Raw genomic sequence first — 25336 nt, 5'->3', positions numbered from 1 at the left:
CGGTTTCCCAGCTGCTCGCCTCTAGCGGGGGGTACGGATAATGCAGACGCGGACCTACCCGACGAACGACAGCCGCACCTGCCGATTTGCGTTGTCGCGATTTGTATCCACCAGACAGACGGACTGCCACGTCCCCAGCTCCAGCTTCCCGCCGATGACCGGCAAGGTGGCGTGCGGCGGTACGAGTGCCGGGAGCACATGGTCGCGGCCGTGGCCGGGACTCCCGTGCCGGTGGCGCCAGCGGTCGTCGGCCGGGAGGAGGGTCTGCAGGGCGGTGAGGAGGTCCTCGTCGCTGCCCGCGCCGGTCTCAAGGATCGCGATCCCGGCGGTGGCGTGGGGTACGAAGACGTTGAGCAGGCCGTCTCTGCCGTGAGCTGCGCGGGCGAGGAACCGGGCACAGTCCTCGGTCAGGTCCAGGACCGTCTCGGTCCGTCCCGTGGTGAGGCTCAGCAGGTGCGTGGCGAAGGTGTCGGACATGGCCCCATTCTCTCCTTGCCCGGGCGGATCGTGCGCAAGGGGAAGATCCGGGGCGCAGCCAAGGTTGGTAGAAACGTGAACAACTTCGGGACGCGTGAACTGGACGTGGTCGTCATCGGCGCCGGGCAGGCGGGGCTGTCCGCCGCCTACCACCTGCGGCGGGCCGGCCTGGAGCCCGACCAGGACTTCGTCGTGCTGGATCACGCGCCCCGGCCCGGCGGCGCCTGGCAGTTCCGCTGGCCCTCCCTCACGTACGGCAAGGTGCACGGTATGCACGCCCTGCCCGGCATGGAGCTGACCGATGCCGATGGCAGCAGCCCTTCGTCCGAGGTGATCGGCGCGTACTTCGACGCGTACGAGCGCCGGTTCGACCTGCGGGTGCACCGTCCGGTCGACGTGGGCGCCGTGCGCGAGGGTGAGGAGAACCGGCTGCTGGTCGAGACCTCCGAAGGCACCTACGCCACGCGCGCGCTGATCAACGCCACCGGCACCTGGGACCGGCCGTTCTGGCCCCGCTATCCCGGCCAGGAGACCTTTCGGGGACGGCAGTTGCACACCGCGGACTATCCGGGGCCCGCGGAGTTCGCGGGCCTGAGGGTGCTCGTGGTCGGCGGCGGCGCGTCGGGCACACAGCATCTGATGGAGCTCGCCGAGGTGGCGGCGGAGACGTACTGGGTGACACGCCGGCCCCCGGTGTTCCGGGAGGGCCAGTTCGGCGAGGAGCAGGGGCGGGCCGCGGTCGCCATGGTGGAGGAACGGGTGCGCCTCGGGCTCCCGCCGCAGAGCGTGGTGAGCGTGACCGGGCTGCCGCTCAACGACGCCGTCCGGAACGCGCGCGAGCAGGGGATCCTCGACAGGCTCCCGATGTTCGAGCGGATCACACCCGAGGGTGTGGTCTGGCCGGGCGGCCGGACGGTCGAGGTCGACGCGATCCTCTGGGCGACCGGCTTCCGGGCCGCCGTCGACCATCTCGCGCCGCTGAAACTCCGCGAGGCGGGCGGCGGCATCCGTGTCGAGGACACCCGGGCCGTGCGGGACGCCCGCGTCCACCTCGTCGGGTACGGCCCCTCCGCCAGCACGATCGGTGCCAACCGGGCCGGGCGGGCGGCGGTGCGTTCGGTCAGTCGGCTGTTGAACAGCTCCAGCACGCCGGTCTGACTCGCCGCCCCCGCATCCGGCCCTGCCTCCGCCTCCTGACCGCACGGATGGCGCTGACGCCGCGTCCCCGGCCGGACCCGCAGCCGGGGCGGCACCTCAGGTGGCCGCCGGGGCGAGATGGCCGTCGCGGCGGACGAGGGCGGCGTAGCGTCCGTCCTGTGCGAGCAGTTCCTCGTGCGTGCCACGCTCGGCCGCACGTCCGTCGTCCAGGACGACGATCTGGTCCGCGTCCCGGACCGTCGAGAGCCGGTGCGCGATGGTGAGGGTGGTGCGGCCCTTCGACAGGGCGTCGATGGCTTGCTGCACGGCGTGCTCCGTGCGGGTGTCGAGGGCGCTGGTCGCCTCGTCGAGGATCAGCACGGGCGGGTCCCTGAGGATCGTGCGGGCGATGGCCAGTCGCTGCTTCTCGCCGCCCGAGAACCTGTATCCACGCTCGCCCACGAGGGTGTCGTAGCCGTCGGGCAGGCCGGCGATGTGGTCGTGGATCTGCGCGGTGCGGGCCGCGGCCTCGATCTCCTCGTCGGTGGCGTCCGGCTTGGCGAAGCGGAGGTTCTCGGCGACCGAGGCGTGGAAGAGGTAGGTCTCCTGGGAGACCACGCCGACCGCCCGCGCGAGCGTGTCGAAGTCCAGTTCGCGCACGTCGATCCCGTCGAGCGTGACCCTGCCCCCCGTGACGTCGTACAGCCGCGGCACCAGGTAGCTCAGCGTGGACTTGCCCGATCCGGTGGGTCCCACGACGGCCAGGCTGTTCCCTGCGGGCACGGTCACGTCGATGCCGCTGAGAGTGGGCCCGCTCTTCTCGTCGTAGCTGAAGGTGACGGCCTCGAAGGCGATCTCACCCCGGATCTCGTCCAGTCGGACGGGCGTCTCGGGCTCGGTGATGTCCACCACCAGATCGAGGTACTCGAAGATGCGGGCGAACAGGGCGAGGGACGTCTGCATCTGCACACCGGTGGAGAGCAGGCTCACCGCCGGGCGGAACAGCCCCTGCTGGAGCGAGACGAAGGCGACCAGCGTGCCGATGGAGACGGCTGTGCCGCCGGACTGGAGGGTGAGGCCCGCCGCCCAGTAGATGACGGCCGGCATGGCGGCCATCACGATCCCGATGGTCGACATCCTCCAGCGCCCCGCCATGCTGGAGCGCACTTCGAGGTCGACCAGTCGCTCCGACTCCTCGGCGAAGCCCTTGGTGAGGGAATCCGAGCGGCCCATGGTCCGGCCGAGCAGGATGCCGCTGACCGAGAGCGACTCGGTGACGGTGGCCGCCATCGCGGCCATCTGCTTCTGGCGCTGGGTGGTGATCCTCTTGCGCTCACGGCCGACACGACGGCTGATCCAGACGAAGACGGGCAGCAGGAGCAGCGAGACGACGGTGAGCCGCCAGTCCAGCGCGAGCATCGCGACCACCGTGGCGATGACGGCGGTGAGGTTGGAGACCAGGGAGGTCGCCGTGGAGGTGACCGTGGCCTGCATTCCCCCGATGTCGTTGGCGATGCGGGACTGGACCTCGCCCGTGCGGGTCCGGGTGAAGAAGGCCAGCGGCATCCGCTGCAGCTGGGTGTAGACGGCGGTGCGCAGGTCGTGCATGACGCGCTGGCCGACCGTCGTGGAGATCAGGGTCTGCAGGACACCGAAGACGCTGGTCATCACCGCGGTGAGGATCATGCCGAGAGCGAGAAGCGTGAGCAGCCCCGTACGCCCCTGGGGAATCGCGGTGTCGAGGATCTCGCGGAGCAGGAAGGGGGAGGCGACCGACACCAGCGAGGAGGCGCCGACCAGCAGCCCTACGACGGTGAGCCGGCCGCGGTAGGGACGGAACAGCCGGAAGATCCGGCGCAGCTCGGCGGGCGGCTGCCCGGCATCTGCGGCTGGAGGCGTCCAGGTGGGTTCGTCGGGTTTCATGGGCTCCTTCGAGAGCGTGCGACGGGAAGGGTGCTCGGGCTCGCCACAGCGGGCACGGTCGGCCAGGCGGGCCGGATCGGCGCAGCAGGGAACTGACGGGTGGGCCGATCTTTGGGAGCCTAGCTCATTGTTACCTCTATTCACAATGAACAAGCTCCTGATAATGTTCCCCCATGGACTCCCCCGACTCCGACGGCATGCTCGCCGAGCAGCTGCTGCGGCTCACACGCCGGCTCCAGCGCATCCAGAGCCGGCAGCTGGAGCCGATCGGCATCACCCCGGCCCAGTTCCGCCTGCTGCGCACCACCGCGCACTACGACGGTCCGCCCCGGATGGCCGATCTCGCCGAGCGCCTGGACGTCGTGCCACGGGCGGTGACCACCCTGGTCGACGGCCTGGAGGCCGGCGGCCGGGTGCGGCGCGCTCCCGATCCGGCCAACCGGCGGGTGATCCGTATCGAGATCACCGAGGAGGGCCGGGCGGTGCTCCGTTCGATGCGCGACGCGCGGAAGGCGGCCGCGGAGGAGATCCTGGCTCCATTGACCGCCGACCAGCGTGAGGTGCTCGGCGGTCTGCTCACCGCTCTGGTCGACGGTTTGCCGGAGCGCCGCCGCTGCTGAGGCAGGCGGTGCGGCCTCCGCACCGCGCCGTCGAGGGGATCGTGACATGCCGCTGCTGGAGCCGGATCCGGAAGCCCTGCGCCCGCGTACGCCCCGTACGGCGTCCCCCGACCGGGTGCCCGGCTGGAAGGCATCGGGGACCCCGGCGGAACTGCGGGCCGGCCTGACCGCTCTGCTCGGTCCGCAGAAGGTGCTGTGGAAGATCTCCGACCTCGTGCGGTACGCCTCCGACGCCAGTCCCTACCGCTTCCTGCCGCAGGTCGTACTGGTCCCCGAGGACCTCGACGACATCTCCGCGATCCTCTCCTACGCACACGGCAACGACCGCGGGGTCGTCTTCCGGGCGGCCGGCACCAGTCTGAACGGCCAGGCGCAGGGCGAGGACATCCTCGTCGACGTACGCCGGCACTGGACGGGCATCGAGGTACTGGACGACGGCGCCCGGGCCAGGATCCGGCCCGGGACCACCGTCATGCGGGCCAACGCCGCGCTCGCCCGGCACGGCCGGATCCTGGGGCCCGATCCCGCCAGTGCCATCGCCTGCACCGTGGGCGGTGTCGTGGCGAACAACGCCTCGGGCATGACCGCGGGGACCACGCGGAATTCGTACCGTACGGTCTCCTCGCTGACGTTCGTCCTGCCGAGCGGCACGGTCGTGGACACGGGCGAGGCCGATGCCGACGAGCTCCTGCGCCGCGCGGAACCGCGTCTGTGCGACGAACTGCTGGCGCTCAAGGCGGAGATCGAGGCAGACACGCGGCTCACCACCCGGATCCGTGCCAAGTACGAGATCAAGAACACCAACGGCTACCGTCTCGACGCGTTCCTCGACGGATCGACACCCGTGGAGATCCTGCGGGGCCTGATGGTCGGCTCCGAGGGAACCTTCGGATTCATCTCCGAGGTCGTCTTCGACACCCTGCCCCTGGACCGCCACGTCTCCTCCGCGCTGCTGTTCTTCCCTTCGCTCACGGCGGCGGCGGCGGCCGTGCCGCGATTCAACGAGGCGGGGGCGATCGCCGTCGAGCTGATGGACGGCAACACCCTGCGGGCCTCGGTCAGGGTCGAGGGCGTCCCCTCGGACTGGGCGGCTCTCCCCCGGGGGACGACGGCTCTCCTGGTGGAATTCCGCGCCCCGGACGAGAGCGCGCTGGCCGCCTGCGAGCGGGAGGCGGCCGCTGTCCTGGCGGGTCTCGATCTGGTGGCCCCCGCCGCATCCGTGACGAACGCGTTCACCAGGGACGCCGCCACCGTCTCCGGGTACTGGAAGGCGCGCAAGGCGTTCGTCACCGCCGTCGGCGGCTCGCGCCCCTCGGGCACGACGCTGATCACCGAGGACTTCGCCGTCCCGCCGTCCCGGCTCTCGGATGCCTGCGAGGCGTTGCTCGCGCTCCAGGCCGTCCATGGGTTCGACGCCGCGGTCGCGGGGCACGCGGCACACGGAAACCTGCACTTCCTCCTCGCCTTCGACGCCGCGAAACCGGCCGACGTCGACCGGTACGCCGCGTTCATGGACGAGTTCTGCACGCTCGTCGTCGACCGCTTCGACGGATCGCTGAAGGCGGAACACGCCACAGGCCGCAACATCGCCCCCTTCCTGGAGCGGGAATGGGGCGCCGCCGCGACCGAGCTCATGTGGCGTACGAAGCGGGCCATCGACCCCGGCGGGGTCCTGGCACCCCGGATCGTCCTCGACCGGGATCCGACGGCGCATCTGCGTGGCCTCAAGACCATCCCCAGGGTCGAGCCGGTCGCCGACCCGTGCATCGAGTGCGGGTTCTGCGAGCCGACCTGCCCCAGTGAGGACGTCACCACCACTCCGCGTCAACGGATCGTGCTGCGCCGGGAGATGATGCGGCAGCCGGGCGGCTCACCGGTGGAGTCAGGACTGCTGGACGCCTACGGTTACGACGCGGTGGACACCTGCGCGGGCGACTCCACGTGCAAACTCGCCTGTCCTGTCGGCATCGACACCGGCGCGATGATGAAGGACTTCCGCCATCACCGGCACTCCCCGCGTGAGGAGCGGGTCGCGGCTGTGACCGCGCGGCACTTCAAGGTCGTCGAGGCCTCGGCGCGGGTCGCCCTCGGCATGGCCGGTGTCATCTCCCGCCACGGCGGCGACCGGCTGCTCGGGGCCGCGACCCGGCTCGCCCGCAAGGCCGTTGACCCGGACCTGGTTCCGGAATGGCTGCCCGAGACCCCCGGCGCCGCCTCCGGAGCGCTGCCGCCCACCTCGCGGGCAGGTGCGAAAGCCGTCTACTACCCGGCCTGTGTGAACCGCATCTTCGCCGGCCCCGGGGATGCGGGGGCGCTGTCGCAGGTCGAGGCCGTCGTCTCCTTGTCCGCGCGGGCCGCCAGGCCGGTATGGATTCCCGAGGACGTCAGCGGGACCTGCTGCGCGACGATCTGGCACTCCAAGGGGTACGACGTCGCGAACGCGGTCATGGCCAACCGCATCGTGGAGGCCGCCTGGGGCTGGACCGGAGGTGGCGCGCTGCCGGTGGTCGTCGACGCGTCGTCGTGCACGCTGGGCCTGGCTCACGAGGTGGTGCCGTATCTCACCGAGGACAACAGGGCTCTGCACGAGGAACTGACCTTCGTCGACTCGCTCGTCTGGGCCGCCGACGAGCTGCTCCCCCACCTGACGGTGTTCCGCCGGGCGGGAGCGGCCGTCCTGCATCCCACGTGCTCGATGGAGCATCTGGGTGATGTGGCACATCTGCGCACGCTGGCCGAGGCATGCGCCGAAGAGGTGGTCGTGCCCGACGACGTCGGCTGCTGCGGGTTCGCGGGCGACCGCGGCATGCTGCACAAGGAACTTACCGACTCGGCGACCGCCAAGGAGGCGGCGGAGGTCAACACCCGGCGCTACGACGCCTATCTGTCGGCGAACCGGATGTGCGAGATCGGCATGGACCGGGCGACCGGCCACCGCTACCACTCGGCACTCATCGAGCTCGAACGGGCGACCCGGCCCGTCATCCGGCCCTGAGAGGTCGGGCGGGAATAATCGGTTGCCCCGGGCGGGGTCAGGAAGCGAACCTTGCACGGTTTGGTCCCCCACTGTTCCGCGGGATCGACCATTGATCTTCGCTTCCGATTCTTTGGGACGTCATGCAGATTCGCGATCTTCCGTACTCGGATCCCGGCGATCCCGATGTTCGGTCAGGCCCCCGTTTCCTGTTCTGGCTCGGGCGAAGTCAGCTCGGCGGCCAGCTCAAGTCCCTTTGCTGGGGGCTGCTTCATCACTGCGCGATCGCGGGCCTCCCGCTCGCCGTGGGCCTGGCGGTGCAGGCCGTCATCGACCGCTCCGGCCGGGATCTCGCGTTCGCCGGGGTCCTCCTCGCCGTCCTCGGCGTCTTCATCGCCGTGGGCGACACCATGCTCCACCGGACGGCGGTCACCAACTGGATCACCGCTGCGGCCAGGGTGCAGCAACTGCTGGCGCGCAGGACGGCCGAGCTGGGTTCGGCGCTCACCCGGAGGGTGGCGGCCGGAGAGGTCGTAGCCGTCTCGACGGGCGATGTCGAGAAGATCGGCTGGTTCGTCGAGGCGCTGTCGCGTTTCCTGGCCGCCGCGACCGCGCTCGTGCTGATCTGCGTCGGACTGGTGTTCTACCTGCCGTCGCTCGGAGTGCTGGTCGCCGTCGCCACCCCGGCCCTGGCGCTGGCCGTGCTGCCGCTGCTCCCCCGGGCCACCCGCCGGGCGGACCTGCAGCGCGAAAAGGCGGGCCGGGCGACGGAGCTGGCGTCCGACACGGTCGCCGGACTGCGGGTGCTGCGCGGTATCGGCGGCGAGGAGCTCTTCCTCGGGCGCTACCGGCGCGCCTCCCAGGAGGTCCGCGAGGCCGCGGTGCGCAGCGCCCGGATGTGGGCGGTCATCTCGGCGATCCAGGTGTTCCTGCCGGGAGTTCTGCTGATCTCGCTGGTCTGGTACGGCGCGACGCTGGCCCGGGACGGCCGGATCGACGTCGGCCAGCTGGTCACGGTGTACAGCGCGGCGACCCTGATGCTGTTCCCGCTGCGCAACGTGGAGGAGATCGCCATGGCGTACTCCTTCTCACGCCCGTCCGCGCAGCGCGCGGTCCGGGTGCTGTCCCTGCGTCGCACCACCCGCCCTCCGACGGCGGACGGCGCGGTGCCGCGGGGGGACCTGTACGACCCGGTGACCGGGCTGATGGCGCCGGAGGGCCTGTTCACCGCCGTGGTCTGCGGCGACCCGGACGAAGCGGGGAGGCTGGCGGAACGGCTCGGCGGTCACGCCGAGCCGGATGAGGCATCCGGGGCGGACGACGCGTCCGCGCAGGTGCCCTCGGTACTGCTCGGCGGTGTACCGCTGGACGAGCTGCCGCTCGACTCGGCACGGTCCGCGGTACTGGTGCAGGACAAGGACCCGGTGCTGCTCTCGGGGACGCTGCGGGAGCTGCTGGACGTCCCGTCCTCGGGGGGTGTCACCGCCGAGGACGCACTCGCCGCCGCGCGGTGCGGTGACGTGCTGGACGCGCTGGCCCAGGCGTCGGCCGAGACCGACGGCGACCCGATGAACACACGGATCACCGAGCGCGGCAGGTCCCTGTCCGGCGGTCAGCGGCAGCGGCTCGCCCTGGCACGCTCGCTGGTCACCGACCCGGAGGCACTCGTCCTCGACGAGCCGACGTCCGCGGTGGACTCGCACACGGAGGCGAGGGTCGCCGCGGGCATCGAACAGCTGCGCCGGGGTCGTACGACGGTGGCGTTCGCCTCGTCCCCGCTGCTGCTGGACCTCGCCGACCGCGTCGTGCTCCTGCACGGAGGCACGGTCGTGGCGGTGGGCACGCACCGCGAACTGCTGCGGGACGAACCGCGCTACCGGGCGGTCGTGACCCGTGACACCGAGACCGAGGCCGCCGCACAGGCCGCACAGGACGGGCTCACCGCGGTCGACGGCCTCCGGCCGGGCCGAGCGGTCGAGGAAATCGAGGAGACGGCATGATCGGCCTGGCACCACCTGAGTACGACCCGGCCGCACCGGAGTCGGCGACGACGCTGCCGGTCGGGACGCCGACGACCGTACGGGCGTATGTGAGCGCTCTGCTGCGTCGTCACCGCAAGCCCTTCGCCGTGCTCATCGCGGTCAACGCGGTCGCGGTGATCGCGTCGATCACCGGGCCCTACCTGCTGGGCGGGCTCGTCGAGGACCTCTCCAACGGTGTGACGGACCTCCATCTGGAGCGCACGGCCGCCGTGTTCGCCGTGGCGCTGGTCGTGCAGACCGTCTTCACGCGGACGATGCGGCTGCGCGGGGCCATGCTCGGCGAGGAGATGCTCGCCGACCTGCGCGAGGACTTCCTCGTACGGTCGGTCGGGCTGCCGCCCGGTGTCCTGGAGCGGGCCGGCACCGGGGACCTGCTGTCCAGGATCACGACGGACATCGACCGGCTGGCCAACGCGATGCGTGAGGCCGTCCCGCAGCTGGCGATCGGTGTGGTCTGGGCCGGGCTGCTGCTCGGCGCGCTGACCGTCACCGCCCCGCCGCTGGCCCTCGCCGTGCTGATCGCGCTTCCGGTGCTGGTCACCGGCTGTCGCTGGTACTTCAGGCGGGCGCCCTCCGCGTACCGTTCGGAGGCCGCGGGGTACGCGGCGGTCGCGGCGGTGCTCGCCGAGACCGTGGACGCCGGACGTACGGTCGAGTCCCACCGGCTGGGGGCCCGCCGGGTCGCGCTGTCGGACCGGCGGGTGGAGGAGTGGACGGCCTGGGAGCGCTACACCCTGTTCCTGCGCTCGGTGCTGTTCCCGGTGATCAACACCACCTACGTGACGATCCTCGGCGCGGTGCTGATGCTCGGCGGCTGGTTCGTGATCGAGGGCTGGATCACCGTCGGACAGCTGACCACGGGGGCGCTGCTGGCGCAGATGATGGTGGATCCGATCGGCCTGATCCTGCGCTGGTACGACGAGCTGCAGGTCGCGCAGGTGTCGTTGGCCAGGCTCGTCGGCGTGCGGGAGATCGAGCCCGACGCGGGTGACGACCTCGTCGGTCCCGACGGCCGGGAGGTCAGGGCGCAGGAGGTGCGCTTCGGCTACCGCGCGGGCGTCGACGTGCTGCACGAGGTGTCGCTGGACGTCGCCCCGGGTACACGGCTGGCGCTGGTCGGGCCGTCCGGTGCGGGCAAGTCGACACTGGGAAGGCTGCTGGCGGGTATCTACGCCCCCCGGGAGGGCTCCGTGTCGCTGGGAGGCGCCGAGCTGTCCCGGATGACGGCGGAGCGGGTCCGGAGCCATGTGGCTCTCGTCAACCAGGAGCACCACGTGTTCGTGGGCTCCTTGCGTGACAACCTCCTGCTCGCCCGTACGGACGCCGAGGACGCGGAACTGTGGGCCTCGCTGGCCGCGGTGGACGCGGACGGCTGGGCGAAGGCCCTGGAGAAGGGGCTGGACGCGGAGGTCGGCTCGGGCGGCCTGGCCCTCACCCCGGCGCAGGCGCAGCAGATCGCCCTGGCGCGTCTCGTCCTGGCGGACCCGCACACGCTGGTGCTGGACGAGGCGACCTCCCTGCTGGACCCTCGGGCCGCCCGTCATCTGGAGCGTTCGCTGGCACGGGTGCTGGACGGCCGCACGGTCGTGGCGATCGCGCACCGGCTGCACACCGCGCACGACGCGGATGTGATCGCGGTGGTCGAGGACGGCCGGATCAGCGAACTCGGCAGCCACGACGAGCTGGTGGCGGCGGACGGCGCGTACGCGGCGCTGTGGCGCTCCTGGCACGGCTGAGCCGCCGCACCGGTCCGCGTGCGGCGCGCGCGGACCGGTCGCGCGCCGCACGCGGACACGGGGTGCCGGCGGTCCGTCGGACGCGATGCCGTGCGTCATGCCACCGCCCCGCCGCCAGGGGACATGTCACCGCCTCGCCGCACAAGAGGCGAACCGGGCCCCCTCCGGTGAGGATGAGGGAGTGACTGGCTCCGGATACGGGGCAGGCGAGCGATGACCGCGTAAACCCGAGAAGGGACGCACACCGTGGCACGACCCAGGATTCTTGTTGTCGGCGCCGGCTTCGCGGGGGTCGAGTGCGTGCGCCGGCTGGAGCGCAGTCTCGCGCCCGGCGAGGCGGACATCGCGCTCGTCACCCCGTTCTCGTACCAGCTCTACCTGCCGCTGCTCCCTCAGGTCGCCTCCGGGGTGCTCACCCCCCAGTCGGTCGCCGTATCCCTGCGGCGCAGTCGGCGCCACCGCACCCGGATCGTGCCGGGCGGGGCGATCGGAGTGGACACGAAGGCGAAGGTCTGTGTGGTCCGCAAGATCACGGACGAGATCGTGAACGAGCCGTACGACTACATCGTGCTGGCCGCCGGCAGTGTCACCAGGACCTTCGACATCCCCGGGCTCGTCGAGAACGCCCGGGGCATGAAGACCCTGGCCGAGGCCGCCTACATCCGGGACCACGTCATCTCCCAGCTCGATCTGGCCGACGCCAGTCACGACGAACAGGAGCGGGCGTCGCGACTGCAGTTCGTGGTGGTGGGCGGCGGGTACGCCGGTACGGAGACGGCCGCGTGTCTGCAACTGCTCACCAGCAACGCCGTCAAGCACTACCCGAGGCTGGACCCCGAGCTCATCAAGTGGCACCTGATCGACATCGCACCCAAGCTCATGCCCGAACTCGGTGACAAGCTCGGTCTCAGCGCCCTCGAGATCCTGCGCAAGCGCGGCATCGAGGTCTCACTCGGTGTCTCCGTGGCGGAGGCGGGCCCGGACAAGGTGACCTTCACGGACGGCCGGGTACTGCCCTGCCGCACGCTGATCTGGACCGCGGGTGTCGCAGCGAGTCCGCTCGTCGCCACCCTCGACGCCGAGACGGTGCGCGGCCGGCTCGCCGTGACACCGGAGATGAGCCTTCCGGGCATCGACGGGGTGTTCGCGCTCGGCGACGCGGCGGCGGTTCCGGACCTGTCCAAGGGGGACGGGGCGATCTGCCCGCCCACCGCCCAGCACGCCATGCGCCAGGGCCGCAAGCTGGCGGACAACATCATCGCGTCGCTGCGCGGCCGTCCGCTGCAGCCGTACGTCCACAAGGACCTCGGCCTGGTCGTGGACCTCGGCGGCCGGGACGCCGTCTCCAAGCCGCTCGGGATCGAGCTGAGGGGCATGCCCGCACAGGCCGCGGCGCGCGGCTACCACTGGGCGGCGTTGCGGACGAACGTCGCCAAGACCCGGGTCATGACCAACTGGCTGCTCAACGCGATCGCGGGTGACGATTTCGTGCGCACGGGCTTCCAGGCCCGCAAGCAGGCGACCCTGCGTGACTTCGAGTACACCGACGCCTACCTCACGCCGGAGGAGATCCGCGCGCACACCGCTGGTGCCTCGGGCGGCTGAGCCGCCGTCCCGGCCCCCTCCCCCGGCCTTCGCCGTGCGGGCGGGGGCCGGCGCCGTGTCCGGCGTAGGGCCGTGCCGGCTGTCAGGTCCGGCGCGAGAGGACCGTGTCGACCGTGTCCGCGTCCTGGGCCCGCTTGTCCTCCCGGTAGCGCAGGACGCGGGCGAACCGCAGCGTGACACCCGCCGGGTAACGGGTGGAGCTCTGGAGCCCGTCGTAGGCGATCTCCACGACGAGTTCGGGGCGCACCGTCACCACGTGTCCGTCGTCGGCGGTGGCCAGCTCCCGTAGGCGTTCCGTCTGCCAGCTGAGCAGGGTGTCCGTGAGCCCCTTGAAGGTCTTGCCCAGCATCGCGAACGTGCCGTCGTCCCTGCGCGCGCCCAGATGCAGGTTGGAGAGCTTCCCGGTGCGTCTGCCATGACCCCATTCGGCGGCGAGCACGACCAGGTCGAGGGTGTGCACGGGCTTCACCTTCAGCCAGGAGGCACCGCGCCGGCCCGCGCTGTAGGGCGCCGCCGTGCCCTTGACCACCACTCCCTCGTGCCCGCGGGCCAGGGTGTCCTCGGAGAACGCAACGGCAGCCGCCCGCCGGCGCTCGTCCGCGGGATACTCCACGGCGACGCGCCGTACGCGCATCTCCTCGGGAACCAGTGCGGCCAGATCCCGGTGGCGTTCGGAGAAGGGGAGGTCGAGGAGGTCGCGTCCGTCCACGGACAGCACGTCGAAGAACACCGGGACCACCGGGACGGCGTCCGCCGCGGTGGCGACGTCGCGCCGGGAGCCCACCCGGCCGGCGGTCTCCTGGAACGGCCTCGGTCTCCCGTCGGACCCCAGGGCGATCGCCTCGCCGTCGAGGATGAACCGGTCGGCGTGAAAGCGGCCCACGGCCAGGGCGACCTCGGGGAGCCGGTCGGTGATGTCGTCGAGCGCGCGGGTGTAGACGCGTACCCGCGGCCCGTCGCGGTGCACCTGCACGCGGATGCCGTCCAGCTTCTCCTCGACGACGCAGGGCCCGAGCCGGTCGATCGCCTCGACGACCGAGCGGGCGGTGTGGGCGAGCATGGGCTGGACCGGCCGGCCGACGGTGAGCCGGAACGAAGCGAGTGCTCCGGGGCCCTCCGCGAGCAGCGTACGGGCGACGGGCCCCAGCGATCCGGCGAGCATGACCGCGCGCCGCACGTCCGCGGGAGGTGCCCCGGCGGCGTCCGCCAGGGCGTCGACGGCGACGGCGTCCAGCGCTCCCTGGCGCACCTCCCCGGTGAGCAGTCCGCGCAGGAAGTACTGCTCGTCCGCGGTTGCCGCGCCCAGCAGCCGGGTCAGGCGTTCCTTGCGTGCGGCCTGCGAGCCCGGGCCGCTCAGGGCGCCGATCGCGGTGAGTTCGGCGTTCGTCCCCGCCACGGTCAGCGTGGGTTCGCCGGCGGGCGTCACAGGGACGCGCAGGGTGCTCCACCCGATCCCGAGGCGCCCCTGCGGGAGGCGGCCTGCGAGGTATGGGATCACGACCGGGACGTCGTCCGGCCCGGCGTCCCGGAAGAGCCCGGCCAGCAGGGCGGTCTTCCGGCTCCGGGCCGAGGTCGCGGCGACCTCCAGGGACACGTGGGCGATCCTGGCGAGCAGCATGCGGCCATCGTGCTACGCCGAGGGCTTCACCGCCCCCCGGAAGGGCTCGGGACGGTCAGATGATGTTGAGGGCGGCGGCGCCGCCCACTCCCCCGAGGACCATGAAGGCGGGCATCAGCACCTTCATCTCGACCCAGCTGCCCGCCCGGAAGCGCATGAACTTCGGCGGCCCGAGCGGGTACCAGCGCTTGCGGCCCAACGGTATGGGCCACAGGATCGGGCAGCCGGAGACCGTGAGGGCGTCGCCGATGTCGTGGACGAGGGCTCCGAGGACGATGGGCAGCCCGAGCCACATGTACTCCTGGCCGGGCGCGGTGAACAGCCAGTCGGACCCGTTCCCCGGCTGGTCCAGGACGCCTGCCAGGATCCACGCGCTGGTCGCGCCGAGCAGCCAGACCAGGACGTCGCTGGAGACGCGGGCCGCGCGCCACAGCAGTCCCTCGACGGCGAGGACGAGATGGACGAAGAGGATGGCCAGCACCGCCCACCGGCCGCCGGTGATCGCCGCCACGGAGCAGCCCGCACCGATCAGTACGGCCCACAGCCATGTGTGGGTGAGAGTGCGGTGGCCTCCGGTCCTGCGCGGGTCCCCCGCTCCCTTGGTCGCCTTGTAGACGGCGTAGGAGAGCTTGTCGACTATTTCGCAGAGCCCTTTGGAGACGGGGCCGAAGGCACGCGAGATCGTGGCCGACTTGTGGTCGAGGTCAGGGGCGAGCGCGGCGCCCGCCGTGATCAGGGCCCCCACGACCAGGACGGGCCAGGGCATCGCGTGGCCCGCGGCTGCGGCCGCGGCACCCACCCCCAGCCAGGCCGCTGCCCCTGACAGTGAGTGTGCCGGTCCCATCATGGCTGTTCCCGCCCCCATCGTGATTCGGCCGTGTGTCAGGCCGGGCCGCCATGACCTGTGCGCGGCGGCCGAGTTGAGTGGGCAGCGTATCGTCCGTGATCTTCGCCGGGTCCTCCGGTTCCCTCATACGGGCAGGAGAGAGGCAAGATGGGGGCGTGACCCTTATCGATCAGCTCCCCCCGACCGCCGACCCGGACGCCCTCTTCGAGTCCTTCTCGTCATGGACCGAATCCCAGGGCATCACCCTCTATCCGGCTCAGGAGGAGGCGCTGATCGAGGTGGTCTCCGGGGCGAACGTGATCCTTTCCACCCCCACGGGCTCCGGCAAGAGCCTGGTCGCGGCGGGTGCGCACTTCACCGCGCTGGCCCAGGACAAGGTCACGTTCTACACCGCGCCGATCAAGGCGCTGGTCTCGGAGAAGTTCTTCGACCTGTGCAAGCTCTTCGGCACGGAGAACGTCGGCATGCTGACCGGGGACGCCTCGGTCAACGCCGACGCCCCGGTGATCTGCTGCACCGCCGAGGTGCTCGCCTCGATCGCGTTGCGTGACGGCAGGTACGCCGACATCGGCCAGGTCGTGATGGACGAGTTCCACTTCTACGCGGAGCAGGACCGCGGCTGGGCCTGGCAGATCCCGATCCTGGAGCTGCCGCAGGCGCAGTTCGTGCTGATGTCGGCGACGCTCGGCGACGTCAAGATGTTCGAGGAGGACCTGACCCGCCGCACGGGCCGCCCCACGTCCGTGGTGCGCTCCGCGACCCGGCCGGTCCCGCTGAGCTACAAGTACCGGCTGACGCCGATCACGGAGACGCTCACCGAGCTCCTGGACACCCGGCAGTCGCCCGTCTACATCGTGCACTTCACGCAGGCGGCGGCCGTGGAGCGGGCGCAGTCGCTGATGAGCATCAACATGTGCACGAAGGAGGAGAAGGAGAAGATCGCCGACCTGATCGGCAGCTTCCGCTTCACCACCAAGTTCGGCCAGAACCTCTCCCGCTACGTACGGCACGGGATCGGGGTGCACCACGCGGGCATGCTCCCCAAGTACCGCCGGCTCGTGGAGAAGCTCGCGCAGGCGGGTCTGCTGAAGGTCATCTGCGGCACGGACACACTGGGCGTCGGGGTCAACGTCCCCATCCGAACGGTGCTGTTCACCGCCCTCACCAAGTACGACGGCACCCGGGTACGCACCCTGCGCGCCCGTGAGTTCCACCAGATCGCGGGCCGCGCGGGACGGGCCGGCTTCGACACGGCGGGCTTCGTCGTCGCGCAGGCCCCCGAGCACGTCATCGAGAACGAGAAGGCCGTCAAGAAGGCGGGCGACGACCCCAAGAAGAAGCGCAAGGTGGTCCGCAAGAAGGCCCCCGAGGGTTTCGTCGCCTGGTCGGAGACCACCTTCGACAAGCTGATCCAGTCCGATCCCGAGCCGCTGACCTCGCGCTTCCGGGTCACGCACACGATGCTGCTCTCGGTGATCGCTCGCCCGGGCAACGCCTTCGAGGCGATGCGGCATCTGCTGGAGGACAACCACGAGCCGCGCCGGGCCCAGCTGCGGCACATCCGGCGAGCCATCGCGATCTACCGCTCGCTGCTCGACGGCGGCGTCGTGGAGCAGCTCGACACGCCTGACGCCGAGGGCCGGATCGTACGGCTCACGGTCGACCTCCAGCAGGACTTCGCGCTCAACCAGCCGCTGTCCACGTTCGCCCTCGCGGCGTTCGACCTGCTGGACGCCGAATCGCCTTCGTACGCCCTGGACATGGTCTCGGTCGTCGAGTCGACGCTCGACGACCCCCGGCAGATCCTGGCCGCCCAGCAGAACAAGGCGCGGGGTGAGGCCGTCGGCCAGATGAAGGCGGACGGCGTCGAGTACGAGGAGCGGATGGAGCGGCTCCAGGAGGTCACGTACCCGAAGCCGCTGAGCGAACTGCTCTGGCACGCCTACGACGTGTACCGCACCAGCCATCCGTGGGTCGGTGACCACCCGGTGTCGCCGAAGTCGGTGATCCGGGACATGTACGAACGGGCCATGACCTTCACGGAGTTCACCTCGAACTACGAGTTGGCCCGCACCGAGGGCATCGTCCTGCGGTATCTGGCGAGCGCCTACAAGGCCCTCGAGCACACCATTCCCGACGACCTGAAGTCCGAGGACCTGGAGGACCTGATCGCCTGGCTGGGCGAGATGGTGCGTCAGGTGGACTCCAGTCTGCTGGACGAGTGGGAGCAGCTGGCCAACCCGGACGTGGAGACGGCCGAGCAGGCCCAGGAGCGGGCCGACGAGGTCAAGCCGGTCACGGCGAATGCCCGCGCCTTCCGGGTGCTGGTGCGCAACGCGATGTTCCGCCGGGTGGAGCTGGCCGCTCTGGACCGGGTCCGCGACCTGGGCGAACTGGACGCCGACGCGGGCTGGGACGAGGACGCGTGGGGCGAGGCGATGGACGACTACTGGGACGCGCACGAGGAGCTGGGCACGGGCCCGGACGCGCGCGGCCCGAAGCTGCTGAAGATCGACGAGGACCCCGAGCACGGTCTCTGGCGGGTGTGGCAGGCCTTCGCCGACCCGGCCGGCGACCACGACTGGGGAATTCGTGCGGAGGTCGATCTCGCGGCCTCCGACGAGGAGGGCCGGGCAGTCGTCCGGGTCACGGCCGTGGGCCAGCTGTGACGGCGTACCGGCTCGAGGAGTGGAGAAGAACCGCATGACGACGAACCCCGCCGAGCGCCTGGTCGACCTGCTCGACCTGGAGCGGATCGAGGTCAACATCTTCCGCGGCCGCAGCCCCGAGGAGTCCCTGCAACGGGTATTCGGCGGTCAGGTGGCGGGCCAGGCTCTGGTGGCGGCCGGCCGCACCACGGACGGGGACCGTCCGGTGCACTCGCTGCACGCCTACTTCCTGCGGCCGGGACGCCCGGGCGTCCCGATCGTGTACGACGTGGAGCGGGTGCGGGACGGCCGGTCCTTCACCACGCGCCGGGTCACGGCCGTGCAGCAGGGACGGACGATCTTCAATCTGACGGCGTCCTTCCACCGCCCGGAGGAGGCCGGATTCGAGCACCAGCTGCCGCCGGCCCGTGTCGTGCCCGATCCGGACGAACTGCCGACGGTCGCCGACGAGGTGCGCGAGCACCTGGGCGGTCTCCCGGAGGCGCTGGAGCGGATGGCGCGGCGTCAGCCCTTCGACATCCGCTACGTCGACCGGCTGCGCTGGACGCAGGAGGAGATCGAGGACGCGGACCCGCGCAGCGCGGTGTGGATGCGCGCGGTCGGCCCCCTGGGCGACGACCCGCTCGTGCACACCTGCGCGCTGACGTACGCGAGCGACATGACGCTGCTGGACGCGGTGCGGATCCCCGTCGAGCCGCTGTGGGGGCCGCGCGGCTTCGACATGGCCTCGCTGGATCACGCCATGTGGTTCCACCGGCCGTTCCGGGCGGACGAGTGGTTCCTGTACGACCAGGAGTCGCCGATCGCCACGGGCGGCCGCGGGCTGGCCCGGGGGCGGATCTACGACCGTCAGGGGCAGCTGCTGGTGTCCGTGGTCCAGGAGGGGCTGTTCCGGCGCCTCGACGGGGCGTAGCGCGCCGCTGATCAGGTGCCGGGCAGCGGGTCCTGGTCCACCTCGTGACGGCGGGTCCGGATGTCCGGGCCCGCCGGGTGCAGCTTGGCGTCACAGGCGGGACCGAGCCCGGTGCGGCGCGACTCCGCGCCGGTCAGGGGCCGTCCGCACAGGGCGCACCGCACCGGGCGGCGTGCCTCGCGGGGGCCGGCTTCCGGCTGCGGTCCGGGGAAGAGTTCGGGAGGGGGCTCGGGAGATTCCACGTACGGATCCTCTCAAGCGGGTACGACACACCACGGAGGGGCGAGCGGTGAGCAGCGTACCGAGGACGGTGCCCGCGCCACGGGACGCGGGGCCGGCGGCCGGCGGCGGCGTTCCCGCACCGGCGGGGCACCGGGTGCTGTCCGCGGACGGCTCGGCGCCCGAGCGGGTGGTGGCGTAGGTGGAGCGCGAACTGCCGCCGGGCGGGACACCCGCCTACCGGGCGGCACGTGCCGAGGTGCGCGTTGCTTCGTGCTGTGGGCGCACGAGCACAGACGGGGGCGGCCGGCCACCCTGGTGACCGTGTCGGCCGGGGGCGGTGTGGAACGGTGCCGAGTTGCTCGCCGGGCCCCAGCTCCTCGGCGAAGAACCCGACGCCATTGGCGCGGGTGAGCCCCTCTCCCGAAACGGGCACGCCCGCCTGCAGGTCGCCGGCCGGACCGTGCGCCGCTGTGGGAGGGTATCGGTCCATGACCGCCCAATATCCGCCGTACCCCCGCGAAAGCCACTGTCCCGGGAACGTCTCCCGGCCGCTCCCCCGGCATCGCGGGGGTGGCGCGTGGACTTGATCCATGTCCGCGCCGTCAGCCCCCCGGACCTCACCGAGCGGGTCGAGGAGTTTCTCGCCGGCGACCCGTACGTCCTGAACCTGACCGTGCGGCGGGGCGACGCCCGCAATCCCGACGGCGACTCCGTCGCGTGCGACATGCCTGCGGGTGCCGCGAACGAGGTGCTGCGCGGCCTGCGGGATCTCCGGCTCGACCTCCGCGGGTCCCTCGTCGTCGAGCAGGTCGACATGGCGTTCCCGGGGCCGGTCTCGGAGGCCGCGACCCGACGGCTCGGGGCGCTCGCCGGCGCACCGGTCTGGGAGCAGGTGGAGGCTCGCATCCGGTCAGGGGGGAGGTACCCCCCGAGCTTCTACCTGTACCTGGTCATCGCGGGCCTGATCGGCTCGGTCGGCATCGTCACCAACTCCCAGATCCTGATCGTCGGGGCGATGGTCGTCGGCCCTGAGTACGGAGCGATCGTGGCCGTGGCCCTCGGTCTCGACAGAGGGGACCGGGGCATGATCCACTCCGGGCTGTCGGCCCTCTGGAGGGGTTTTCTGCTGACGGTCGCGGTCACCTTCCTCTTCAGTCTGCTCATCCGCGGCTTCGGTCTGCAGTCGGATGCGTTCGACCGGGGGCTGAGGCCCGTCTCCAACCTGATCAACACCCCCAACTTCTTCTCCTTCGCCGTCGCGGCCCTGGCCGGTGTCGTCGGCATCGTGTCCCTCACGGAGGCCCGCACGAGCGCCCTGCTCGGGGTCTTCATCTCGGTGACGACCATCCCGGCGGCCGCGGCCATCAGCGTCTCGACGGCCTTCGGCAGCTGGTCCGAGGCATGGGGTTCTCTCATCCAGCTCCTGGTCAACATCGCCGTGCTGATCGTGGTGGGTGCCCTCGCGCTGAGGTCACAGCGGGCGATCTGGCGGCGCGTGGGCCGTAAACAGGCCGCTCGGAGCGGCCGACAGACCTGAAGCGAGGGCCCGCCCCCTCGCCCTCGCCCTCGCCCTCGCCCTCGCCCTCGCCCTCGCCCTCGCCCTCGCCCTCGCCCTCGCCGAGAAGAGGTACGCGACCGGGCCGAGCGGCCGGAACGGGGCCGGGCCGGGATGATGGGAGGCAGGGGGCCGCCCCACACGGTCCGGCACGCAGTCAGGAGGCCGCCATGCCCCAGGAACGCACCTCACCGCTGCGCGCCGTACCGGGCGCGACGCCCCAGGAACGGGCCGCTCTCGGCAAGGCGGCCCGCCGGCGGGTCCCCAGGTCCAGCCACGACGCGTACGAGCCGCGGGCCGACCGCCCCGATCCGCTGGCCCTCCTGGAGGCCCAGTCCGCGACCAGGGTGCAGGAGCTCGTCCCGATCCGGTACGGGCGGATGACGGAGTCACCGTTCCGCTTCTACCGGGGTGCCGCGGCGATCATGGCCTCCGACCTGTCCGGGACGCCTGCCTCCGGGATACGGGCCCAGCTGTGCGGTGACGCCCACCTGTTGAACTTCAGACTGCTCGCCTCGCCCGAGCGCCACCTGCTCTTCGACATCAACGACTTCGACGAGACGCTGCCGGGACCCTGGGAATGGGACGTCAAGCGGCTGGTGGCGAGCCTCGTGATCGCCGGCCGCGCGAACGGCTTCTCGGACAAGGAGCGGGCCCGCATCGTCCGGGCCACCGTGCGGTCGTACCGCGAGTCGATGATCGGGTTCGCGGACATGCGCAATCTCGATGTCTGGTACACGAAGGTTGACGAGGAGCGCCTCAGTGCGATGGCATCCGGCAAGCTGGCGGCTGTGGGCCGTAAGCGTGTCGCCGGCGCGACGGCGAAGGCCCGTACCCGGGACAGCCTGCAGGTGTTCGCCAAACTGACCGAGGTGACCGACGGCCGACTCCGCATCGCCCCGGACCCGCCTCTGCTCGTTCCGCTCTCGGACCTGCTGCCCGACGAGGAACGGCGCGCGACGGAGAAACAGTTCCGCAAGCTCATCCGGGGTTACGCCCGCAGCCTCCCGTCCGACCGGCGTTCCCTGCTCGCGGACTTCCGGCCCGTGGACATGGCCCGCAAGGTCGTGGGCGTGGGGAGCGTCGGGACCCGTTGCTGGATCTTCCTGCTGCTGGGCCGGGACGGTGAGGATCCGCTCTTCCTCCAGGCCAAGGAGGCGGACACCTCGGTTCTGGCGCCCTACGCGGGGGCCAGTGCGTACCGGAACCAGGGTGAGCGCGTGGTGGCGGGCCAGCGGCTGATGCAGGCCGCGGGCGACATCTTCCTGGGCTGGGAACGGGTGGACGGGTTCGACGGGAAGCGCCGGGACTTCTACGTACGGCAGCTGCGCGACTGGAAGGGCATCGCCGAACCCGAGCTGATGGTGCCGCGCGGCATGACCGCGTTCGGGGAGCTGTGCGGGACGACGCTGGCCCGGGCGCACGCACGTTCCGGCGACCGCATCGCCATCGCGGCCTACCTCGGCCACGGCGACGTGTTCGACCGGGCTCTGGAGACGTTCGCCGAGCTGTACGCCGACCAGAACGAGAGGGACCACCGGGCGCTCGTGGACGCGGTGGCCGCGGGCCGGCTTCCGGCAGCCGGGGAGGGCGAGAGGTAGAAGGGGATCGGATTCGCCACTCGTACCCAGCGGGTACTCGGCGGACATAACCGCACATCGTGGTATCACCGTGTGGACCCGGGCAGCCGGCAGGCGCCCCGGCGGGACCCGACACGAGGAGACCATGACCATGGCGGCCGAACCGGCCGGAGCCCCCGGCGCCAAGACCCCGGATCCGCTCTCGGTCATCCGCACCCGCGGTTACGCGGTGCTTCTGATCATGGTGGCGGCCCTCGGCGTCCCCATCTCCGCCGCGGCGTTCGGATTCCTGGCGCTCGTCCACGAACTGCAGGACCTGACCTACACGGATCTCCCGCACGCACTGGGATTCGGGAGGACGCCGTCGTGGTGGCCGTTGCCGCTGCTCGCCGTGGCGGGCCTGCTGACCGCCCTGGTGATCCGCCACCTCCCGGGAACCGGCGGACACGAGCCCGCCGAAGGCTTCGTGAACACGGGCGCGCCGACAGCCGCACAGTTGCCCGGCGTCGCGCTCGCCGCCCTGGCATCCCTCGGACTCGGTGTGGTCCTCGGCCCCGAAGCCCCCCTCATCGCCCTCGGCGGCGGCCTGGCTGTGTACGCGGTGCGTCTGCTCAAGCCGGGCATCGCGCCGAACGCGAGTGCCATGGTGGCGGCGGCGGGGAGCTTCGCCGCCGTCAGCACACTGCTGGGCTCTCCGCTCATCGGCGCCTTCCTGCTGATGGAGGCGTCCGGTCTCGCCGGGATGATGCTCGGTGTCGCACTGGTGCCCGGGCTGCTGGCCTCGGGCATCGGATCGCTCATCTTCGTCGGCCTGGGGTCGTGGACGGGCCTGGGAACCTACTCCCTGGCCCTCCCTCACGTGCCGCACACGCCCCAGCCCACCGTCGCCGAGTTCGGCTGGGCCATCGCCCTGGGAGCCGCCGCGGCCCTCGCGGGCACAGGCGTCAAACGGCTCGCCCTGGCTTTGCGGGAGCGGGTCGAGCAGCGGCGGGTGATCGCGACCGTGGCGGTGGGCCTCACCGTCGGCGTCCTCGCGCTGCTCTACGCCGAGAGCACGGGCAGGAACGCGTCCGAGGTGCTGTACTCCGGCCAGGACGCCCTCGGCGGTCTGCTCTCCGAGGACGCCACGTACACGGTCGCGACGCTCGTCGTACTGATCGTCTGCAAGGCACTCGCCTACGCGGCGTCGTTGAGCGCCTTCCGGGGCGGCCCCATCTTCCCCTCGATGTTCCTGGGAGCGGCGGGCGGACTGGCGCTCTCGCACCTGCCCGGCCTGAACGCCACCTCCGGTTTCGCGATGGGCATCGGAGCCATGTGCGTCGCCATGCTCAGACTGCCGATGACCTCGGTGCTGCTGGCCACGCTGCTCCTGGGATCGGAGGGCATCACCGTCATGCCGCTCGTGATCGTCTCAGTGGTGGTCTCCTACGTCCTGGTGCTCAGGCTCGAGCGCCCTTCTGCGGCGAGCACAGCGCCCAGATGACGAAGATGTTGATCGCGATCAGGACGATGGACCAGAACGGGTAGTACGGGAGCCACAGGAAGTTGGCGACGACCAGGAGCCCCGCCAGCAGGACACCGACAGCCCGCGCCCACATAGCCCCGGTGAACAGCGCGCAGCCCGCCAGGACGACGACGATCCCGAGGATGAGGTGCACCCAGCCCCAGCCCGTCAGGCTGAACTTGAAGACGTAGTCGCTCGTCGTGACGAACAGGTCGTCCTTGGCGATGGCGGCGATGCCCTCCAGAACGGCCATGGCACCACCGAAGATCATCATGACCGCCGCGAAGACGATCCAGCCGGACGGAGCGGTCCTGCGCCCTGCGGCGGCGTCGTGACCCGTTCGCGTCCCACTCACACTTCCAGCCATCTCCGGCCTCCTTGATTCTGCAGCCGATGCCGGCACACACATGCCGACATTGCGGCTTATGCACTCTTTATCAGACTGGCACGCCCTCCCCCGGTCGGCATTCGGACCACCCCGGACCGTCCGGCTGGGGGATATCGTCCGCACATGCCGAGCCGGGAGCGCCCGACCCTCACCGCAGGCCGGCCGGGCTCTGCACCCGACCGACGATGTCCCGGCAGCCGACGGGGGCGGAGACCCGGACCGAGCCGCCGGTCCCGGTACGGCCGCCCGGCAGCGGGTGTGACGGCAAGCCGTCCGGATTCGCGGCCGGTCCCCGACGCACCGATGATCGCCCTGCCCCGACTGTGAAAGGACCTGCTTCATGACCGAGATCGTCCCGGTGTCCGGCCCCGAACTGATCACGTACGCCGATGAGCTCGCCGCTCTTCTGGTCGAGAGCGTGGAGGGCGGGGCCTCGGTGGGATTCCTGGTCCCGCTGGACCGGACCTCGGCCGCCACCTGGTGGCGGGAGCGGGCGGCCGCCGTGGAGGCGGGCAGCCAACAGGTCTGGATCGCCCGGGACGACGAGCGGGTGGCCGGCACGATCGGCCTGGTGAAGGCTGCCCTGCCCAACGCCCGCCACCGCGCGGAGGTGGCCAAGCTGGTCGTCAGGCCCTCGGCGCGCGGACGGGGAGTCGGCCGGGCTCTGCTGACCGCGCTGGAGCGGTCGGCGGCAGCCGAGGGGCTGACCCTCCTGGTGCTGGACACCGAGACGGGGAGCGACGCCGAGCACCTCTACCTCGCGGCGGGCTGGAACCCGTGCGGCTCCGTCCCGGGCTACGCGGCGGACCCGTCCGGCACGCTCAGGGCGACCACGTTCTACTACAAGGCGCTCGGCCGCCGGGAGGCCTCGGCGGAGGGGGCGTCACAATGAAGGCGACGCCACGCCACCGAGGAGATACCCCATGACGCTGCACGACATCCCGCTCCGCACCCTGACCGGCGAACCGACCACGCTGGGAGCCTACGAGGGCTCGGCGGTCCTGCTGGTGAACGTCGCTTCCAAGTGCGGGCTCACCCCGCAGTACGCCGGCCTGGAGAGGTTGCAGAAGGAGTACGGGGAGCGCGGTTTCACCGTTCTCGGGGTGCCCTGCAACCAGTTCGCGGGTCAGGAGCCGGGGACGGCGGAGGAGATCCGGACGTTCTGCTCGACGACGTACGGGGTCAGTTTCCCGCTGCTCGAGAAGATCGACGTCAACGGCGAGGACCGGCACCCGCTGTACACGGAGCTGACGAAGCTCGGCGACGCGGAGGGCGCGGCCGGTGACGTCCAGTGGAACTTCGAGAAGTTCCTGATCTCCCCGGCCGGTGAGCCCGTCGCACGGATCCGCCCCCGCACCGAGCCGGAGGCGCCCGAGGTCCTGGCGGCCATCGAGGCCAACCTGCCGCGGAAGTAGGGCGGACAGGCGTCGCGGGGGGGGGGGGCCCCCCCCGGGGGGCCCCCCCCCCCCCCCCCCCGCCCCCCCCCCGCCCCCCCCCCGGGGGCCCCCCCCCGCGGCCCCCCCCCC

The 25336-nt window shown here is 71.4% G+C and carries 20 protein-coding genes; 14 read left to right on the top strand and 6 right to left on the bottom strand.

What is annotated here, in order from left to right; translation table 11 throughout:
- Window positions 1–54: 54 nt before the first annotated feature.
- A complete protein-coding gene (locus JOC24_RS28645) occupies window positions 55–477 on the bottom strand; it encodes a secondary thiamine-phosphate synthase enzyme YjbQ (RefSeq protein ID WP_205023316.1) in 423 nt (140 codons plus the stop codon).
- Between the two features lie 75 nt (window positions 478–552).
- Between JOC24_RS28645 and JOC24_RS28640 the strand changes: the two genes are divergently transcribed.
- A complete protein-coding gene (locus JOC24_RS28640) occupies window positions 553–1635 on the top strand; it encodes an FAD-dependent oxidoreductase (protein ID WP_205023315.1) in 1083 nt (360 codons plus the stop codon).
- Between the two features lie 96 nt (window positions 1636–1731).
- On the opposite strand, the gene JOC24_RS28635 is transcribed toward JOC24_RS28640, so the two are convergent.
- Entirely contained in the window at window positions 1732–3537 is a 1806-nt protein-coding gene (locus tag JOC24_RS28635) for an ABC transporter ATP-binding protein (protein ID WP_205023314.1), read from the bottom strand.
- A 173-nt stretch (window positions 3538–3710) separates the two neighbouring features.
- Between JOC24_RS28635 and JOC24_RS28630 the strand changes: the two genes are divergently transcribed.
- The 5 genes from JOC24_RS28630 to JOC24_RS28610 all read left to right on the top strand — a co-directional run bounded on the left by JOC24_RS28630 (window position 3711) and on the right by JOC24_RS28610 (window position 12514).
- Window positions 3711–4157 carry a MarR family winged helix-turn-helix transcriptional regulator gene (locus JOC24_RS28630; RefSeq protein WP_205023313.1) on the top strand — a complete coding sequence of 149 codons (447 nt, stop codon included), beginning with the start codon at window positions 3711–3713 and terminating at the stop codon, window positions 4155–4157.
- A 46-nt stretch (window positions 4158–4203) separates the two neighbouring features.
- Entirely contained in the window at window positions 4204–7152 is a 2949-nt protein-coding gene (locus tag JOC24_RS28625) for an FAD-binding and (Fe-S)-binding domain-containing protein (protein WP_205023312.1), read from the top strand.
- A 122-nt stretch (window positions 7153–7274) separates the two neighbouring features.
- Complete coding sequence (locus JOC24_RS28620) at window positions 7275–9131, top strand: ABC transporter transmembrane domain-containing protein (protein ID WP_205023311.1); 1857 nt, start codon at window positions 7275–7277, stop codon at window positions 9129–9131.
- A complete protein-coding gene (locus JOC24_RS28615; protein ID WP_205023310.1) occupies window positions 9128–10909 on the top strand; it encodes an ABC transporter ATP-binding protein in 1782 nt (593 codons plus the stop codon). Before JOC24_RS28620 ends, JOC24_RS28615 begins: the two co-directional genes overlap by 4 nt.
- A 246-nt stretch (window positions 10910–11155) precedes the next feature.
- Window positions 11156–12514: an NAD(P)/FAD-dependent oxidoreductase gene (locus JOC24_RS28610; protein WP_205023309.1), complete on the top strand. Its 1359-nt coding sequence runs from the start codon at window positions 11156–11158 to the stop codon at window positions 12512–12514.
- 82 nt (window positions 12515–12596) lie between these two features.
- Here JOC24_RS28610 and JOC24_RS28605 read toward each other — a convergent pair whose 3' ends face one another.
- Both JOC24_RS28605 and JOC24_RS28600 read right to left on the bottom strand, forming a co-directional pair.
- Window positions 12597–14132, bottom strand: coding sequence for an ATP-dependent DNA ligase (locus JOC24_RS28605; protein ID WP_205023308.1), 1536 nt, complete (start codon window positions 14130–14132; stop codon window positions 12597–12599).
- Between the two features lie 55 nt (window positions 14133–14187).
- Window positions 14188–14979, bottom strand: coding sequence for a metal-dependent hydrolase (locus JOC24_RS28600; protein ID WP_205023307.1), 792 nt, complete (start codon window positions 14977–14979; stop codon window positions 14188–14190).
- Window positions 14980–15134: 155 nt separating this feature from the next.
- Between JOC24_RS28600 and JOC24_RS28595 the strand changes: the two genes are divergently transcribed.
- Window positions 15135–17648, top strand: a complete 2514-nt coding sequence (locus tag JOC24_RS28595) for a DEAD/DEAH box helicase (protein WP_205023306.1) — start codon at window positions 15135–15137, stop codon at window positions 17646–17648.
- Window positions 17649–17682: 34 nt separating this feature from the next.
- Window positions 17683–18561, top strand: a complete 879-nt coding sequence (locus tag JOC24_RS28590) for an acyl-CoA thioesterase (RefSeq protein ID WP_205023305.1) — start codon at window positions 17683–17685, stop codon at window positions 18559–18561.
- An 11-nt stretch (window positions 18562–18572) separates the two neighbouring features.
- Here JOC24_RS28590 and JOC24_RS28585 read toward each other — a convergent pair whose 3' ends face one another.
- Window positions 18573–18803, bottom strand: a complete 231-nt coding sequence (locus JOC24_RS28585) for a DUF6011 domain-containing protein (protein ID WP_205023304.1) — start codon at window positions 18801–18803, stop codon at window positions 18573–18575.
- Window positions 18804–18850: 47 nt separating this feature from the next.
- On the opposite strand from JOC24_RS28585, the gene JOC24_RS33885 reads away from it, so the two are divergent.
- The 4 genes from JOC24_RS33885 to JOC24_RS28570 all read left to right on the top strand — a co-directional run bounded on the left by JOC24_RS33885 (window position 18851) and on the right by JOC24_RS28570 (window position 23401).
- A complete protein-coding gene (locus tag JOC24_RS33885) occupies window positions 18851–18982 on the top strand; it encodes a hypothetical protein (RefSeq protein WP_275588616.1) in 132 nt (43 codons plus the stop codon).
- 378 nt (window positions 18983–19360) lie between these two features.
- Window positions 19361–20320 carry a DUF389 domain-containing protein gene (locus JOC24_RS28580; protein ID WP_205023303.1) on the top strand — a complete coding sequence of 320 codons (960 nt, stop codon included), beginning with the start codon at window positions 19361–19363 and terminating at the stop codon, window positions 20318–20320.
- A 188-nt stretch (window positions 20321–20508) separates the two neighbouring features.
- Complete coding sequence (locus JOC24_RS28575; RefSeq protein WP_205023302.1) at window positions 20509–21939, top strand: DUF2252 domain-containing protein; 1431 nt, start codon at window positions 20509–20511, stop codon at window positions 21937–21939.
- A gap of 130 nt (window positions 21940–22069) precedes the next feature.
- Window positions 22070–23401 carry a chloride channel protein gene (locus JOC24_RS28570; RefSeq protein WP_205023301.1) on the top strand — a complete coding sequence of 444 codons (1332 nt, stop codon included), beginning with the start codon at window positions 22070–22072 and terminating at the stop codon, window positions 23399–23401.
- Here JOC24_RS28570 and JOC24_RS28565 read toward each other — a convergent pair.
- Window positions 23358–23789 carry a DUF7144 family membrane protein gene (locus tag JOC24_RS28565; protein ID WP_205023300.1) on the bottom strand — a complete coding sequence of 144 codons (432 nt, stop codon included), beginning with the start codon at window positions 23787–23789 and terminating at the stop codon, window positions 23358–23360. The two genes, JOC24_RS28570 and JOC24_RS28565, sit on opposite strands and share 44 nt — an antisense overlap.
- Before the next feature lie 361 nt (window positions 23790–24150).
- Here JOC24_RS28565 and JOC24_RS28560 point away from each other — a divergent pair, with 361 nt between their 5' ends.
- On the top strand, window positions 24151–24702 hold the full coding sequence (locus JOC24_RS28560; protein ID WP_205023299.1) for a GNAT family N-acetyltransferase: 552 nt from the start codon (window positions 24151–24153) through the stop codon (window positions 24700–24702).
- A gap of 31 nt (window positions 24703–24733) precedes the next feature.
- Window positions 24734–25225, top strand: coding sequence for a glutathione peroxidase (locus JOC24_RS28555; RefSeq protein ID WP_205023298.1), 492 nt, complete (start codon window positions 24734–24736; stop codon window positions 25223–25225).
- Window positions 25226–25336 lie beyond the last annotated feature (111 nt).

The sequence above is a fragment of the Streptomyces sp. HB132 genome, from assembly GCF_016909575.1.
Classification (GTDB): Bacteria; Actinomycetota; Actinomycetes; order Streptomycetales; family Streptomycetaceae; genus Streptomyces.
The sequence above is the reverse complement of the archived record's forward strand: the minus strand, read 5'-3'. Positions and strand labels throughout refer to the sequence as shown.

Coding starts and splice junctions, on each gene's coding strand:
- JOC24_RS28630 (WP_205023313.1), top strand. CDS start 3,711: ATGGACTCCCCCGACTCCGACGGCATGCTCGCCGAGCAGCTGCTGCGG.
- JOC24_RS28615 (WP_205023310.1), top strand. CDS start 9,128: ATGATCGGCCTGGCACCACCTGAGTACGACCCGGCCGCACCGGAGTCG.
- JOC24_RS28590 (WP_205023305.1), top strand. CDS start 17,683: ATGACGACGAACCCCGCCGAGCGCCTGGTCGACCTGCTCGACCTGGAG.
- JOC24_RS28605 (WP_205023308.1), bottom strand. CDS start 14,132: ATGCTGCTCGCCAGGATCGCCCACGTGTCCCTGGAGGTCGCCGCGACC.
- JOC24_RS28570 (WP_205023301.1), top strand. CDS start 22,070: ATGGCGGCCGAACCGGCCGGAGCCCCCGGCGCCAAGACCCCGGATCCG.
- JOC24_RS28635 (WP_205023314.1), bottom strand. CDS start 3,537: ATGAAACCCGACGAACCCACCTGGACGCCTCCAGCCGCAGATGCCGGG.
- JOC24_RS28575 (WP_205023302.1), top strand. CDS start 20,509: ATGCCCCAGGAACGCACCTCACCGCTGCGCGCCGTACCGGGCGCGACG.
- JOC24_RS28600 (WP_205023307.1), bottom strand. CDS start 14,979: ATGATGGGACCGGCACACTCACTGTCAGGGGCAGCGGCCTGGCTGGGG.
- JOC24_RS28560 (WP_205023299.1), top strand. CDS start 24,151: ATGACCGAGATCGTCCCGGTGTCCGGCCCCGAACTGATCACGTACGCC.
- JOC24_RS28645 (WP_205023316.1), bottom strand. CDS start 477: ATGTCCGACACCTTCGCCACGCACCTGCTGAGCCTCACCACGGGACGG.
- JOC24_RS28555 (WP_205023298.1), top strand. CDS start 24,734: ATGACGCTGCACGACATCCCGCTCCGCACCCTGACCGGCGAACCGACC.
- JOC24_RS28565 (WP_205023300.1), bottom strand. CDS start 23,789: ATGGCTGGAAGTGTGAGTGGGACGCGAACGGGTCACGACGCCGCCGCA.
- JOC24_RS28620 (WP_205023311.1), top strand. CDS start 7,275: ATGCAGATTCGCGATCTTCCGTACTCGGATCCCGGCGATCCCGATGTT.
- JOC24_RS28625 (WP_205023312.1), top strand. CDS start 4,204: ATGCCGCTGCTGGAGCCGGATCCGGAAGCCCTGCGCCCGCGTACGCCC.